At 52.1% G+C, this 13,436-nt stretch carries 14 protein-coding genes; 6 read left to right on the top strand and 8 right to left on the bottom strand.

Translation table 11 applies throughout. The features are described 5' to 3' along the window. Positions 1 to 46: 46 nt before the first annotated feature. Positions 47 to 2,212, top strand: coding sequence for a type I secretion system permease/ATPase (locus M2433_RS03085; RefSeq protein WP_429052776.1), 2,166 nt, complete (start codon positions 47 to 49; stop codon positions 2,210 to 2,212). Then, positions 2,209 to 3,384 (top strand): HlyD family type I secretion periplasmic adaptor subunit, encoded by a 1,176-nt coding sequence (locus tag M2433_RS03080; protein WP_429052774.1) that lies wholly within the window; start codon positions 2,209 to 2,211, stop codon positions 3,382 to 3,384. Before M2433_RS03085 ends, M2433_RS03080 begins: the two co-directional genes overlap by 4 nt. A gap of 35 nt (positions 3,385 to 3,419) precedes the next feature. Here M2433_RS03080 and M2433_RS03075 read toward each other — a convergent pair whose 3' ends face one another. Next, positions 3,420 to 4,304, bottom strand: coding sequence for a MarR family transcriptional regulator (locus tag M2433_RS03075; RefSeq protein WP_429052771.1), 885 nt, complete (start codon positions 4,302 to 4,304; stop codon positions 3,420 to 3,422). 277 nt (positions 4,305 to 4,581) lie between these two features. Here M2433_RS03075 and M2433_RS03070 point away from each other — a divergent pair, with 277 nt between their 5' ends. Continuing rightward, the gene (locus tag M2433_RS03070) at positions 4,582 to 6,045 is read left to right on the top strand and encodes an EAL domain-containing protein (protein ID WP_429052768.1); all 1,464 of its coding nucleotides are present in this window, start codon (positions 4,582 to 4,584) and stop codon (positions 6,043 to 6,045) included. A 30-nt stretch (positions 6,046 to 6,075) separates the two neighbouring features. Here M2433_RS03070 and M2433_RS03065 read toward each other — a convergent pair whose 3' ends face one another. The 3 genes from M2433_RS03065 to M2433_RS03055 form a co-directional block, all read right to left on the bottom strand. Then, positions 6,076 to 6,348 carry a DUF883 family protein gene (locus M2433_RS03065; RefSeq protein ID WP_047348589.1) on the bottom strand — a complete coding sequence of 91 codons (273 nt, stop codon included), beginning with the start codon at positions 6,346 to 6,348 and terminating at the stop codon, positions 6,076 to 6,078. A gap of 119 nt (positions 6,349 to 6,467) precedes the next feature. After that, positions 6,468 to 7,136, bottom strand: coding sequence for an epoxyqueuosine reductase QueH (locus M2433_RS03060; protein WP_429052766.1), 669 nt, complete (start codon positions 7,134 to 7,136; stop codon positions 6,468 to 6,470). A gap of 127 nt (positions 7,137 to 7,263) precedes the next feature. Continuing rightward, a complete protein-coding gene (locus tag M2433_RS03055; protein WP_429052764.1) occupies positions 7,264 to 7,740 on the bottom strand; it encodes an N-acetyltransferase family protein in 477 nt (158 codons plus the stop codon). Between the two features lie 89 nt (positions 7,741 to 7,829). On the opposite strand from M2433_RS03055, the gene M2433_RS03050 reads away from it, so the two are divergent. Next, the gene (locus M2433_RS03050) at positions 7,830 to 8,756 is read left to right on the top strand and encodes a LysR family transcriptional regulator (RefSeq protein ID WP_429052762.1); all 927 of its coding nucleotides are present in this window, start codon (positions 7,830 to 7,832) and stop codon (positions 8,754 to 8,756) included. Between the two features lie 66 nt (positions 8,757 to 8,822). On the opposite strand, the gene iraM is transcribed toward M2433_RS03050, so the two are convergent. The 4 genes from iraM to M2433_RS03030 all read right to left on the bottom strand — a co-directional run bounded on the left by iraM (position 8,823) and on the right by M2433_RS03030 (position 11,702). Beyond that, positions 8,823 to 9,191, bottom strand: a complete 369-nt coding sequence (gene iraM, locus M2433_RS03045; protein ID WP_072059282.1) for an anti-adapter protein IraM — start codon at positions 9,189 to 9,191, stop codon at positions 8,823 to 8,825. Positions 9,192 to 9,757: 566 nt separating this feature from the next. Further along, a complete protein-coding gene (locus M2433_RS03040) occupies positions 9,758 to 10,624 on the bottom strand; it encodes an AraC family transcriptional regulator (RefSeq protein ID WP_429052760.1) in 867 nt (288 codons plus the stop codon). A gap of 206 nt (positions 10,625 to 10,830) precedes the next feature. Continuing rightward, a complete protein-coding gene (locus M2433_RS03035) occupies positions 10,831 to 11,334 on the bottom strand; it encodes a YbjP/YqhG family protein (RefSeq protein WP_429052758.1) in 504 nt (167 codons plus the stop codon). Continuing rightward, on the bottom strand, positions 11,334 to 11,702 hold the full coding sequence (locus M2433_RS03030; protein WP_429052756.1) for a hypothetical protein: 369 nt from the start codon (positions 11,700 to 11,702) through the stop codon (positions 11,334 to 11,336). Before M2433_RS03030 ends, M2433_RS03035 begins: the two co-directional genes overlap by 1 nt. A gap of 233 nt (positions 11,703 to 11,935) precedes the next feature. Between M2433_RS03030 and M2433_RS03025 the strand changes: the two genes are divergently transcribed. After that, positions 11,936 to 12,211, top strand: coding sequence for a metal/formaldehyde-sensitive transcriptional repressor (locus M2433_RS03025; RefSeq protein ID WP_003857256.1), 276 nt, complete (start codon positions 11,936 to 11,938; stop codon positions 12,209 to 12,211). 31 nt (positions 12,212 to 12,242) lie between these two features. After that, positions 12,243 to 13,361, top strand: coding sequence for an S-(hydroxymethyl)glutathione dehydrogenase/class III alcohol dehydrogenase (locus M2433_RS03020; RefSeq protein ID WP_429052754.1), 1,119 nt, complete (start codon positions 12,243 to 12,245; stop codon positions 13,359 to 13,361). Positions 13,362 to 13,436 lie beyond the last annotated feature (75 nt).

Raw genomic sequence — 13,436 nt, 5'->3', positions numbered from 1 at the left:
GTATCATTTCAGTGCGAAATTATCGCCCTGAACAGGACGTAGCATTATGAAGACACATCCACAGTACGAACCCTGGCTGCAGGGCATGCTCATCATCGCGAAGCACTATCGGCTGGACTTTTCGGCGGAGCATGTTCGGGTCACGATTAACCATGAAAGCCAGTCTCCGCGCCAGCTGGTGCTGGAGGAGATGGCGCGCCAGCTTGGGCTGGGGATGCGTGTGGTGGCGGCTGAAGCGGTATCTCTCGATCCGTGGCGCCTGCCGCTGCTGGCGGAATTCACCGGCGGGCAGATTGCGGTCATTAACCGCATGGACAGCGAAGGCAACGTCAGCCTGCAGTTCAGCGGCGACGCGGGGCTGGAGACGACGCTGACGCGTGAGGAGCTTGGGCCACGGCTAAAGGGGGTGATGGTGCTGCGCCCGCTCGAGTCCACGCCGGATGCCCGCGTGGATGACTACATCAAACCCTACGAGAAAAACTGGTTCTGGCAGCTGGCGCTGAAGGACTGGCGACGCTACAGCGACATTATGCTGGTGGCGCTGGTCGCCAACGTGCTGGCGCTCTCCGGCATGGTCTTCTCCATGCAGGTATACGACAGGGTCGTCCCGTCGCAGTCGGAGGCCACGCTGTGGGTGCTGTTCGGCGGCGTGATGATTGCCATTCTGTTTGAATTCATCATGCGCATGCTGCGCGTACATATTTCTGACGTGGTGGGAAAACGCGCCGACCTGCGCATCTCCGAACGCGTCTTTGCCCACGCGCTGCGGATCAAAAACGGCGCGCGTTCGAAATCAACCGGATCGTTTATCGCTCAAATTCGCGAGCTGGAGTCGGTGCGCGAGTTGATTACCTCCACCACCATCGCGGCGATTTCCGACCTGCCGTTCTTCCTGCTGTTCGTCTTTATTCTGTGGATGATTGGCGGTCCGCTGGTGCTGGTGGTTCTGCTCGCCGTGCCGCTGCTGCTCATTCCGGGCCTGCTGGTGCAGCGTCCGCTGGGCAAGCTTTCCAGCGAAGGGATGCGCGAATCCGCCATTCGTAACGCTACCCTGGTGGAGGCGGTGCAGGGCATTGAAGACATCAAGCTGATGCGCGCCGAGCAGCGCTTTCAGAACCAGTGGAATAACACCAACGACGTCGCCGCCAGCGTCGGCATGAAGCAGCGCTGGCTGACGGGCCTGCTGCTCACGTGGACGCAGGAAGTGCAGTCAATCGTCTATGCGGTGGTACTGCTGGTCGGCTGTTACCTGGTTATCAGCGGCGACATGACCACCGGTGCGCTGGTAGGGACCTCGATTCTGGCGTCGCGGACCATCGCGCCGCTGTCGCAGATTTCAGGCGTGCTCTCGCGCTGGCAGTCGGCAAAAGTGGCCCGCAAGGGGCTGGACGACCTGATGCAGCGCCCGATTGACGACCCGCAGCACGGTAAGAAGGTGCACAAGGCTCACCTGCGCGGCGACTATAGCCTTGAGGACGTCGGGTTTTACTACGACGAGGAAGAGAAACTCACCGTGCTCAACATCAGCAAGCTGCAGATCCGCGCCGGGGAGCGCGTGGCGGTGCTTGGGCGTAATGGCTCCGGTAAAAGCACGCTGTTACAGATTCTGGCGGGCATGCAGGAGCCGCAGCAGGGGAGCATTCTGCTGGACGATATTGCCCTTAATCATCTGGACCCGGCCGACGTGCGTCGCGACATGCAGCTGCTGAGCCAGCAGGCCCGGCTGTTCTTTGGCTCCGTTCGCGACAACATTGTGATGGGCAACCCGCTCGCCACCGACGATGACATTCATCAGGCGCTGGTCAACAGCGGCGCGCTGGAGTTTGTGCGTAAGCAGAAAATGGGGCTGAACTATATCATCAACGAGGGGGGCGCAGGCCTGTCCGGCGGCCAGCGTCAGGCGCTGCTGCTGGCGCGCGCCCTGATTACCTCACCGAATATTCTGCTGCTGGACGAGCCTACCGCCTGGCTGGATGAAATGAGCGAGAAGCAGTTTATTCAGCACCTCCACCAGTGGCTGGGTAAACGCCGGACGCTGGTTGTGGCGACGCATCGCCTGCCGATACTGGACCTGGTCGACCGCATCATTGTGCTGGAAAACGGCAGGGTGGTGATGGACGGCCCGCGCGACGCGATCCTGCACCAGCACGGTATGGCACCGCAGAAAGCCGTACAGCGTACCGTCACCATGAAAACGGAGGGCGTGGCATGAATGATTTCTCTCGCTTTAACAGCCGTCTGAAAGAGCCGCGCCTGCCGCGATCTACCCTGGTAGCATGGTCGCTGTTCGCCCTGCTGGCGGTCTTTATCACCTGGGCGAGCCTGTTCAAGCTGGATGAGGTGACGACCGGCAGCGGTAAGGTGATCCCATCCTCCCACGAGCAGGTAATCCAGTCCCTGGAAGGGGGGATTATTCACAGTCTGATGGTGCGCGAAGGCGATATCGTCGAACGCGGACAGCAGCTCGCGCAGCTCGACAGGACGAAAACCGAGTCAAGCGTGCTGGAGAGCGAGTCTCGTCTGAATGCCGCGCTGGCTACGGCCGCACGCCTGAAGGCCGAGGTGAACGACACGGAACTCGCGTTCCCCGACGAGCTGGATGACGACGTTGAGCTGGTCAAACAGGAAACGGCGCTCTACCAGTCCCGTCGTGAGAGCCTCGAAAAAGGGCTGGCCGGCTTACGTCAGGGGGCCGAACTGGTGCAGCGCGAGCTGTCGTTGACCCGTCCGCTGGTGACCCAGGGGGCGGCGAGCAAGGTTGAGGTGTTACGTCTTGAGCGTCAAAAAAACGAGCTTGAGAATAAAATCACCGAGATGAAAAACCAGTATTACGTTCGCGCCCGCGAAGAGCTGGCGAAAGCCAACGCGGAGATTGAAGCCCAGCGTTCGGTGATGAAAGGGCGCGAAGACTCGCTGACCAGGCTGACTTTTAATGCCCCGGTGCGTGGGATCGTGAAGGATATTGACGTCACCACCGTGGGCGGCGTTATCCCCCCGAACGGCAAGCTGATGAGCCTGGTCCCGTTAGACGACCAGATGGTGGTGGAAGCGAAAATTTCGCCGCGCGACGTGGCGTTTATCCATCCAGGCCAAAAAGCGCTGGTCAAAATTACGGCCTATGACTACTCCATTTATGGCGGGCTGGAAGGAGAAGTGACCATGATTTCCCCGGACACCCTGCAGGACGAGGTGAAGAGAGATGTTTATTACTATCGCGTCTATATCCGTACCGACAGCAACCATCTGACCAATAAGCAGGGAAAAGACTTCCCCGTCTTTCCGGGCATGATTGCCACCGTTGATATAAAAACGGGCAGCAAAACGATTCTGGATTATCTGTTGAAACCGCTGAATAAGGCTAAAGAGGCGCTGCGGGAAAGGTAGGGAAACGGCGTTCGGGATCCCGAACGCCTGCTGGCTTATACCGTCGACGTCACGTGATTTGCATGGCGTCGCTCTTTAGGTACAACGTTAATGTAGTGCGTGACGTACGCAAAATACAATCCAGCGTAATTTTCGACCAGTTCGATAAACGCCGGATATATCGACATCCGACCATCGCCGCGGTCTTTCAGATAACCCGCCTCCTGTGCCGATTTAATAATTCGGTTGACGTGGATGCGCGAAACAAAAAATTCTTTTGCCAGCGTGCTGGCTGAATACGCAATGATCGCACCGTGTGCGGATTTGTTTTTCATAGCCTGCAGGTAAATATAGAGCATAATCATTCGCCCTCCGTCTTTATCGATAAACAACCCCACCTCAGGTAAAATTTTTCTGAAGGTTAATCCCCTAAAGAGATATTCAGCCGCGCGGCGGAAGAAGTTATTTCTCAATGCGTCATTATCCAGCAGGTTAACATTGATATTAAATGTCGGGTAAAGAATACTCACCGGCAAAAATGCGCCGGACATATAACGCTTAAGTTCATTCAATCCTTTCTCGGTTGGGGCGATTCGGGTTTTACGTCGGTCTTCCGTGCAGCGCCAGGTCCGGATGCGCCCGGTGGTTCTGAGTATGGTAATGATCGCAATAACGCTGTTGGGGCTGGCTATTTTATAGCGAGAACATAACTCTTTAATTTCTGAAACGGATTCGGCCTGATTGCCAAAAATAAAGCAGCACATGGAGAGAATAATGTTGAATCGTGATTCCTGCAGCATTGTCTTGTAGAACAAAGGTTGTTTTTTGTAGATGGCGTCATTAATTGTGTAGTGCTCTAATATTGCCTCGCCGAATCGCGGGTTGTTCTTAATGACATCCCTTCGATGTAGCAAGGCCCTGGATGAGATATGATTATCCATAGCATTTTTCTCGTATTTGATTGAGCCGATAGATGAAGTATCCAGTCTTCTTTTTCGGAATTTTCATTATACCCTGAGAATGACGTAATTACTGAGGTTATTTGAAAAGAAAAGTATATTTACGGGTTGTATGGCATTGGGTGATAAACGCAAAGATGTTCCGCTGGGAACTGTTTCTTACCCGGCGGTGGTACGCTAAAATTAATATTCACAGCAGGTGCATTAAATTTTACGCATTCAAAATTAGCAATGGCGCTTTGGTGCCCAGGAGCAGGTTATGACCCACAATTTTTCTCTCGGAAATGGGGCTTGCGATGAACACTCATTTGTCATCTCAGCCTGCGGCTTTACGTTCCAGGGATATAGTCTGATGCTTAACAAGTACGGAATACAGGCGTCGCATATTCACTTTGAAGAAGATGTGGTATCTCCACAGGATGTGCAAAATATCCTTGTAAATCATAACGCTCACATCGTCACGTTTCTCGGGAAAGGTATCACCGGTCTTCTGGAGAGCCTGACGCGGCTGGCTTCCGTACTTAATGCGCTTCCGGTAATTCGACGCGTCACGCTGTATGGTGATATACCTGACGGCTGGTTATACCGCACGCTGGGCAGTCTTTTAAATAACAACCATCAATTATCATTAATTCGTATTGCCAGCATTTCTGATATTATAAGCTGTTTCGAGACGCACCATAATGGCTTCAAAGACCGCTCGCGCTTATTACGCGATTACAATAAGGATATGTCTGCGCAAGAAAATTTAAAATGGTTAACAAGAAGAGAGATAGACGTTTTATTACATTTCTACCGCGGTATGTCGGTCAAAGAACTTTGCGACAAAATGGCGCTTTCCAATAAAACGGTATATACCCATCGCAAGGAAGGCGTGTTGAAATTACATTTGATTAAACGCTGGCTGCACGATCCTCACAACTTCAAAGCGGAAGGTAGCTTTAAACGTCAGAGTCAAAATGCGGGTTTTACGGATAAAGAAGTAGAGATTTTTAAAGCATTACATAACAAAGAGATATTCCCTGCCTATCAGATCATTACCGATCGTGATAAGAAAGGGGTAGGGTTTGAAATTCTTATTCGCTGGAATAAAAACGGTAAAATTGTCAAGCCTGCCAGTTTTTTGTTCGATATTTCTAATTATGAAATATGGCTAAAAATGACGGCGTTAGTCATTCACGCTGCCGTATCAGGGATTAATAAATATAACGGAAAATATTATTTTTCGGTTAACATTCCCCCTCGGTTAGCTTCCGGAAGTGCCTTGCCGGATATGGCACGTAAAGCCATCAGTATGTTGCTCAAACCACAATGGGCCGAAAAGCTGGTCTTTGAATTTGCAGAGGATATTGACGTCACGAAGGACAAGAGGATCCCGGAAACCATGCGGCATTTACGCAATACGGGGTGTAGATTGTTTCTGGATGACTGCTTCTCTAATCACCAAACCATGTTTCCGGTGCGGCAGGTACATTTCGACGGGCTCAAACTGGACAGGGACATCGTCGAGCATTTTGTGGCAAATGACAACGACTATAATCTGATTAAAGCGATACAGCTTTATAGCGACATGACCGGAACGGACTGCATTGCAGAAGGGGTAGATAGTGAAGAAAAGTTTGATAAATTAGTCGCGATGGGGGTCAAGAACTTTCAGGGCTATTATTTATCACGAGCCGTGAAGGAGGAAGAGCTGGACCGCATGGTGCGGTTATTCAGCTAAGAATAAAATAAAGCCCCGAAGGGCCTTTATTTATTTTCGACCCAGCAGCAGGCCGAGAACGATACCCACAGCACCCGCTGCAACGAGGCCGGTGAGGGGGTTGTTTCTGACCGCTTCAGTAACATCAGAAACGGCGTCGCTGGCCTGGGCTGCATATTTTTTTGCCGCGCCTTTTACCTGATGCTTTGGTGAATCTACAAATTCACCAAACTGCTGCTGCGCTGAGCCGGCAAGTTCATCAAGTTTATTTTTTGCTTTGTCTTCAGCAAACTGAGTGTTTTTATCGGTACCGAAATCAGACATTTTTGCCTCCTTGTGATGATACTTAAAGGATAGCCTCTCTTCGCAGATATGTGAGACGAAAGGCTAATTTCGGCATCCGATACGGCGGTTTTCGGATATATCTCTATACCGCAAACCCGTTATTTCTCATTCTCATCCTGACCGTAATACAGGGTGCCAATGCGGATAAGCGGGCGGCCCTGAGACTTGCGGTGCAGGTTACTGTCCCTGAGCGAATAAACGCATCCGCAATACTCCTGCTGGTAAAACTGCTCCCGCTTGCTGATCTCAATCATGCGGGATGAACCGCCCTGTTTGCGCCAGTTATAGTCCCAGTAGACCATGCCCGGATAGCGCGCTGCGGCACGCTGGCCGCAGTCGTTTATTTGCTGCATGTTCTTCCAGCGGGAGATCCCCAGCGAGCTGCTGATGACGCTAAAGCCATTTTCTGCCGCATAGAGCGCCGTGCGCTCGAAGCGCATATCGAAGCACATGGTGCAGCGGACGCCGCGCTCGGGTTCCCACTCCATGCCTTTCGCACGCTCAAACCAGTTATCGGTGTCGTAATCGGCATCAACAAAGGGCACGCCGTGTTTTTCCGCAAACCGAATATTCTCCTCCTTGCGGATGAGGTATTCCTTTTGTGGATGGATATTGGGGTTATAGAAAAAAATAGTGTAGTCAATTCCCGAGGCCTGGATGGCCTCCATGACTTCACCCGAGCAGGGGGCGCAGCAGGAGTGCAGCAGCAGTTTGTCGGCACCGTCTGGTAGGGTGAGCTGAGGGCGGATAAAGGGGGCTGTCGTCATGGCGTTCTGCAATATGTTGATGAAATTTATGGAATGGTAGCACAGACTCAGCATCTTTTAAGGCGGCACGGACGGGGCGCGCAGGAAAGATCCCGCCCGGCCGGGATCTTCTCGCAGAGTGGGGCTGTTATTCGGCAAATTTCAGCAGCGCTTCACCATCAAGACGATAGCGTACCCATTCGGACTGCGGCAGTGCGCCAATGCTCAGGTAAAAGTCGATGGCGGGCTGGTTCCAGTCGAGCACGCTCCATTCAAGGCGACCGCACTGCCGCGTTACCGCCAGCTGCGCAATATGTTTCAGCAGCGCTCTGCCCGCGCCTTTACCGCGATACTCCGGAGAAACGTACAGGTCTTCCATATAAATCCCGTTGCGTCCCAGCCAGGTTGAATAGCTGGTAAAGAACACGGCATAGCCGGCAGTCCTGCCGTCAAACTCCGCGATCAACGCCTCGGTTTTAGTGCCTGCGCCAAAGAGCGTTTCCCGGATCTCTTGCGGCGTGGTAACCACTTCTTCCGGCGCTTTTTCATACACCGCCAGCTCGTAAATCATGGCGTATATCGCCGCTGCATCTTCGGGGCGGGCCTGACGAATGGTGATGCTCATTGTTTGTCCTGTTTTTTGCGTGCGTTTCGATTGATGGCGTTAAGCATACGGAGTATTGTCCGAAGAATTAAGTGCAATGAAATCAACAAATGATGAATATTATGCATCCAGCGCTGAGACGCCTTGATCTAAACCTGCTGCCCGTTTTCGATGCCATCTACCGCCACCGTTCCGTTCGGCATGCCGCTGACGAGCTGGCGATGAGCACATCCGCGCTCAGCCACGCGCTCTCGCGCTTGCGCGCTACCCTGAATGACCCGCTGTTTTTTCGGGAAGGGCATCGCATGTCCCCCAGCGTGTATGCCACTCAGCTTGCGCCCTCCATTGCTTCCGCACTGTCTTTTCTTAATCACGAGCTGGCCCCGCAGCCGGAGTTTGACGCGGCCAGCAGCACCGAGAGCTTGCAGATTGCGATTACGGATTTTACCGCGCTTTGCATTTTTCCGGCCCTGATGCACAGGCTGCAGCTTGCAGCCCCGGGTTTGCGTTTTGAACTGCGCTATCTGCCGCACAGCCCGGCGCTGACGGAGCTGCTGGCGGGCGAGGTGGATCTGGCGCTGGGTTTCAGCACCGAGGATGATATCCGCCATCCGGAACTGGAAGAGATCGGCTGGTTTGAAGATGAGTATGTGGTCATCAGCAACGCAAGCCGGACGAGGCTGACGCTGGAGGATTATCTCGCGGCCCGCCACCTGGTGGTGACGCCGTGGAATGAGAAGCAGGGCGTTCTGGATGTGCGGCTCGAGCAGCTGGGGTATACCCGACAAATCGCGATCAAAACGCCGTCGATGCTCAGCGCGCCGTTTACCGTGGCGGAAAGCGATCTGCTGATGGCGATCCCCCGGTATGCCGCTGAGAAGCTGATGGCAGCAGCGGATCTCAGGATATTTGCCTTACCGTTCCCGATACGCACGTTTGAAGTGAAAATTTACTCGCATAAACGCAGCGGCCAGCGGGGCGCGACCCGCTGGCTTAAGGAGGAGCTGCAGGCGCTGGCGCAACAGGGTGATAAATAATTAATGGTATACGTATTAAGAAATGACTTCGCGCCTTCCGCAAGCGACCGTTAATGCATTAAATGATTAGCTATCGCGGGGAACTCTTATTATCAAAGGGGTGGTCTCAAATCCGTGCGGGCATTTGCGCGCATTGCAATACTCAGCGTATGAGCAGCATTCCGCATCCAGGTTCTTATTAAACGGGCAGGCCATTTTGTTTTTTATCTCATTCCAAAGGTTCTCATTGTATGGCGAGACGTTATAAAGGGATATTTGGTTGAATACGCCATTTACAAAAATTCCATTTTTTGTCGTATGTATTCTGTCTCCGGGCAAAAGATAGATGTCACTCTCGTACCAAATTATTAATCTTAATAATTTCAAGCCAACAATGTGCGAATAAACGATTCCTGTGTTAGGGCAAATGACAGAACTTAATACTCGCCACGACATCATGCTTTTCTCCATAAGATATTTTTACCTGGATTTAGGTTTAGCACGCGAACAGGCATTGATCAATGACGTAACCCATTGATATTGATCGTTATTTTATGGTTGTGTGATTTTTATCTATATATAACAATAGCTTGCGCAATATGGCTTCGATAATTGTTTTGAATTATTTACCTGACTTGAGCGAGGAGTGGTTTGATTTTGACCGCTTACAGATTATGAATGCGTAAAATAAGGTTTCGTATAGACCCGGATTATTAAGGAAAATTTAATCATGAGTGAAACCATTTCATTTCAACACGTTACCTGGTTTAAGATTCATAAGGATTTTTGCATTATTATTAATATTGCTTATCGATTCCTTCGAATAAGGGTTACTACAGGCAGCTTCTTTTTGCTTTGCTATAGAAAATGGCTAAATTCGAATTTGTATGCCAGCATTCCGGAGGGAAACTATTCAGATTTACTTATGTAAGATAATGCCCGGTCCTGGATTCGATGAAGCTCAGGATACTGCCGGGCAAGCGCAGCGCTACCCGGCAGAAAGGGTGGTGAGCAAGGGATTATCAATCTAACGGCAGGTAGATATCCGTTTGCAGCGCATGTTCCGGCACCTCGTGAATAAAATTGAGGTAATGGAAGAACACTGGTGCATCACGCAGCGTTTCGCCGCTTGCAGGCAGCCAGTCCCGGAACATCGCCCACACCGTGGTGGATATGTTATCCAGCGAGCCAGAATGACGCCCAACGGCATAACGGCCTCCATCAATTACACCGTTGCAAACCCCAAACGTATTTTCCGGTATCGCTTCAAAAACGCTGCCGCATATATCGAAACGAAAGGCTTCTTCAGGCGTAGTCGCCGGGTCGTCCCACGCTATACCAAACGTGCTGCTTTCGCGTACTGGCGATAAGCCAGTGGCTTTACGCCAGGCGATGAATTTCGCCGCGCTGTCATTAACCCGATTGGGACTGCCACGGTGCTGCAGCATCGCTACCCGGGTTTGGGGAAAATCAACAATCTTTACTTCCATCGTTTTTTGCTCCTGAAAGGTCATTTTCGGTACGCGCTCGTGCCAGCTTAGCCAGTCCGGCTGTTGCCGAAACTGACGCGGGCTTTTTCCAAACGCGTTTCTGAAGGCACGGCTGAACGATTCAGGGCTCTGAAATCCAGCATCGAGCGCAATATCAATCACCTTATCCTGTGGATTAAACGCCAGTCGCCATGAAGCGCGACGCAGGCGTAGCCACTGGATATAGCGATACAGCGGCAGGCCGCTGAACGCCAGAAACTGTCGGTGAAAATGATAGGGTGAACAGCAGGCTAACGCGCTGAGCTTCTCCAGCGTGAGCGCTTCATCGAGATGGAGGGCGATATAGTCGCATACCATCGTGAAGCGCTCGCGGTACGCCATATTGTTTGCATCGTTCATTGCATCCTCCTGATGACCCACTTTGCCTGACCGGTCGGCCAGAATCCTGACCGATCTTGCTAATCAAATTCATTACTGGCGACGTTTTTCCTTAGCTGTAGCGATCGTGTTCTGGCTCTAACCTGTTTAACCGAGCAATGAGTTCAGGAAGGGAGGCCGGATACAAATGCCAGGTCAATGCCCTGGCATTGCATAAGGCAGAGTGATTATGGGGAGGATATACTGGCAGCATATCGTTGTGCGGCCGCAATAGCCTTCTCATCAAAAATATACTGTTCGAAATGATGGCTCTCATCGGTCACGCGATACATTTTCCATTTACCGTCTTCATTGCGCAGAAACACGTTTAACTGCGTTTTCTCTCCATTACCCGTACTCAGGTCAACGTTGACAACTTTTCCGGACGCATAATTTATCGCTTTACTTACGTTTAGGTCAGGGATCCACTCCGCTGCATAGTCCTGTGTATAGGTAAAATAGTCGGAATCGATAATTTCCTGCTCATAGATAGAAAGAATTTTCTGTAGTCGGGAGAGGGTATCTCGCGCGATATACTCATGCATTTTTGGCGAATCGAGCTCATCTTCTTTGCTGTTAGTAACAAAGGCTGTGAGGTAGAAAGTATAGAAATCATGAGTACGTTTTTCCGGCGTATCCACCTGGGGTGCACAGCCTGTCAGTAACAGGCCTATCAAAAGAACATAACGCATCAGTTTTTCCTGTAAAGTTTGTAAGCAGGGTGCGCAGAACGATATCCAGGACCAGACCACATATCTCGTTGTCTGAAATCAGAGTACCAGTTAATGCCATCATAAATTGCCATGTGACCTGCAGGGTTTCCTCCATCATAAGGCTGAATAACAACCACATCGCCTTCCTGTAATGTTTCGCCTTGCCCTAAGACACGAAATCCTGCCCGTTCAAGGTTATTGCCATAGTCTTTAGCGTAAGGTGCATTTCCTATATCAATTCCACCTGCCCGAATTGCCTTACGAGTAAATTCCCCACAGCGTTTTTGCGATGAAATGCCGGCATTCTGGCGTGCATGCACGGCTGCTGCGTGTTTGTTCCATGCCATGTGCTAACTCCTGTTGTAGATGAAAGCGTCAATAGACAACGAGAGATTCAATTCTGTTAGGCAATTAATGTTATTAAAAGATGATATATTTCAGTTGGTTATTTGTTTATTTGTTTTATTAGTGTGGTCGATGGATTTCCGAAGATGTGCTGTTGTTATCGCAACTCAACCTGGAAGGTTTACATAATGAGGCAACTGAAATACCATACCCCCCTATAGTATCAGGAGGGCGTATGCCGCATTCACCCGAAGATAAAAAACGTATTCTGACTCGCGTCCGCCGCATTCGCGGGCAGGTTGATGCCCTTGAACGCGCGCTGGAGTCGGGCGACCCCTGTCTGGCCATCCTGCAGCAAATTGCCGCCGTGCGCGGGGCTGCGAATGGCCTGATGGGCGAAATGGTCGAAATTCACCTCAAAGACGAGCTGGTAACGGGGGAAACGACGCCGGATCAGCGGGCCGTACGCATGGCAGAAGTCGGCCATTTGCTGCGCTCTTATCTAAAATAAACCCACACATCTCACAATAAGGGAAGACAATATGAAATCTCGCGCTGCAGTTGCATTTGGTCCCGGCCAGCCGCTCAAAATTGTTGAAATCGACGTGGCACCGCCGAAGAAAGGCGAAGTGCTGATCAAAATCACCCATACCGGCGTATGCCATACCGATGCGTTTACGCTGTCGGGTGACGACCCGGAAGGCGTCTTCCCGGCGGTGCTCGGTCATGAAGGGGGCGGTGTTGTTGTGGAAGTGGGCGAGGGCGTGACCAGCCTGAAGCCCGGCGATCACGTGATCCCGCTGTACACCGCGGAGTGCGGCGAGTGTAAGTTCTGTAAATCCGGTAAGACTAACCTCTGTCAGGCGGTTCGCGCCACTCAGGGGAAAGGGCTGATGCCGGACGGTACCACCCGCTTCTCGTACAACGGCGAGCCTGTTTATCACTACATGGGCACCAGCACCTTCAGCGAATACACCGTTTGCGCGGAGATCTCGCTGGCGAAGGTGAACCCGCAGGCGCCGCTGGATAAAGTCTGCCTGCTGGGCTGCGGCGTAACCACCGGCATCGGCGCGGTGCACAACACGGCTAAAGTCAAAGAGGGCGATACCGTGGCGGTGTTCGGTCTCGGCGGTATTGGCCTGGCGGTGATTCAGGGCGCGGTCCAGGCGAAGGCCGGTCGTATCATCGCGGTCGACACCAACCCGGAGAAATTCAAGCTGGCGGGTGAAATGGGCGCGACCGATTTCGTGAACCCGAAAGATCACGAAAAGCCGGTGCAGGACGTGATTGTTGAGCTCACCGACGGTGGCGTTGATTTTAGCTTCGAATGCATCGGCAACGTGAACGTGATGCGTTCCGCGCTGGAGTGCTGCCACAAGGGCTGGGGCGAGAGCATCATCATCGGCGTGGCCGGTGCGGGTCAGGAGATTAAAACCCGTCCCTTCCAGCTGGTCACCGGGCGCGTGTGGCGCGGTTCCGCCTTTGGCGGCGTGAAGGGCCGTACCCAGCTTCCGGGTATGGTTGACGATGCCATGGCCGGGAAGATTCAGCTCGATCCGTTCATTACCCACCGTTTACCGCTGGAGCAGATCAATGACGCGTTCGATCTGATGCACGAAGGAAAATCCATCCGCACCGTTATTCATTTCGGCGACAAGTAACTCTTCTGCCAGCGGTTTTTAGCCGCTGGCGTTTCTTTAATAATCTTCTCTAAAGTGTGACCAGTGCGGCGTTTT

Source organism: Enterobacter sp. AC1, from assembly GCF_050434705.1.
Classification (GTDB): domain Bacteria; phylum Pseudomonadota; class Gammaproteobacteria; order Enterobacterales; family Enterobacteriaceae; genus Enterobacter; species Enterobacter cloacae_L.
Note: the sequence above shows the minus strand (reverse complement) of the source record. Positions and strands in the feature narration are given on the sequence as shown.

Coding starts and splice junctions, on each gene's coding strand:
- M2433_RS03075 (WP_429052771.1), bottom strand. CDS start 4,304: ATGGATAATCATATCTCATCCAGGGCCTTGCTACATCGAAGGGATGTC.
- iraM (WP_072059282.1), bottom strand. CDS start 9,191: ATGTCGTGGCGAGTATTAAGTTCTGTCATTTGCCCTAACACAGGAATC.
- M2433_RS03060 (WP_429052766.1), bottom strand. CDS start 7,136: ATGACGACAGCCCCCTTTATCCGCCCTCAGCTCACCCTACCAGACGGT.
- M2433_RS03035 (WP_429052758.1), bottom strand. CDS start 11,334: ATGCGTTATGTTCTTTTGATAGGCCTGTTACTGACAGGCTGTGCACCC.
- M2433_RS03030 (WP_429052756.1), bottom strand. CDS start 11,702: ATGGCATGGAACAAACACGCAGCAGCCGTGCATGCACGCCAGAATGCC.
- M2433_RS03080 (WP_429052774.1), top strand. CDS start 2,209: ATGAATGATTTCTCTCGCTTTAACAGCCGTCTGAAAGAGCCGCGCCTG.
- M2433_RS03025 (WP_003857256.1), top strand. CDS start 11,936: ATGCCGCATTCACCCGAAGATAAAAAACGTATTCTGACTCGCGTCCGC.
- M2433_RS03055 (WP_429052764.1), bottom strand. CDS start 7,740: ATGAGCATCACCATTCGTCAGGCCCGCCCCGAAGATGCAGCGGCGATA.
- M2433_RS03065 (WP_047348589.1), bottom strand. CDS start 6,348: ATGTCTGATTTCGGTACCGATAAAAACACTCAGTTTGCTGAAGACAAA.
- M2433_RS03020 (WP_429052754.1), top strand. CDS start 12,243: ATGAAATCTCGCGCTGCAGTTGCATTTGGTCCCGGCCAGCCGCTCAAA.
- M2433_RS03070 (WP_429052768.1), top strand. CDS start 4,582: ATGACCCACAATTTTTCTCTCGGAAATGGGGCTTGCGATGAACACTCA.
- M2433_RS03085 (WP_429052776.1), top strand. CDS start 47: ATGAAGACACATCCACAGTACGAACCCTGGCTGCAGGGCATGCTCATC.
- M2433_RS03050 (WP_429052762.1), top strand. CDS start 7,830: ATGATGAATATTATGCATCCAGCGCTGAGACGCCTTGATCTAAACCTG.
- M2433_RS03040 (WP_429052760.1), bottom strand. CDS start 10,624: ATGAACGATGCAAACAATATGGCGTACCGCGAGCGCTTCACGATGGTA.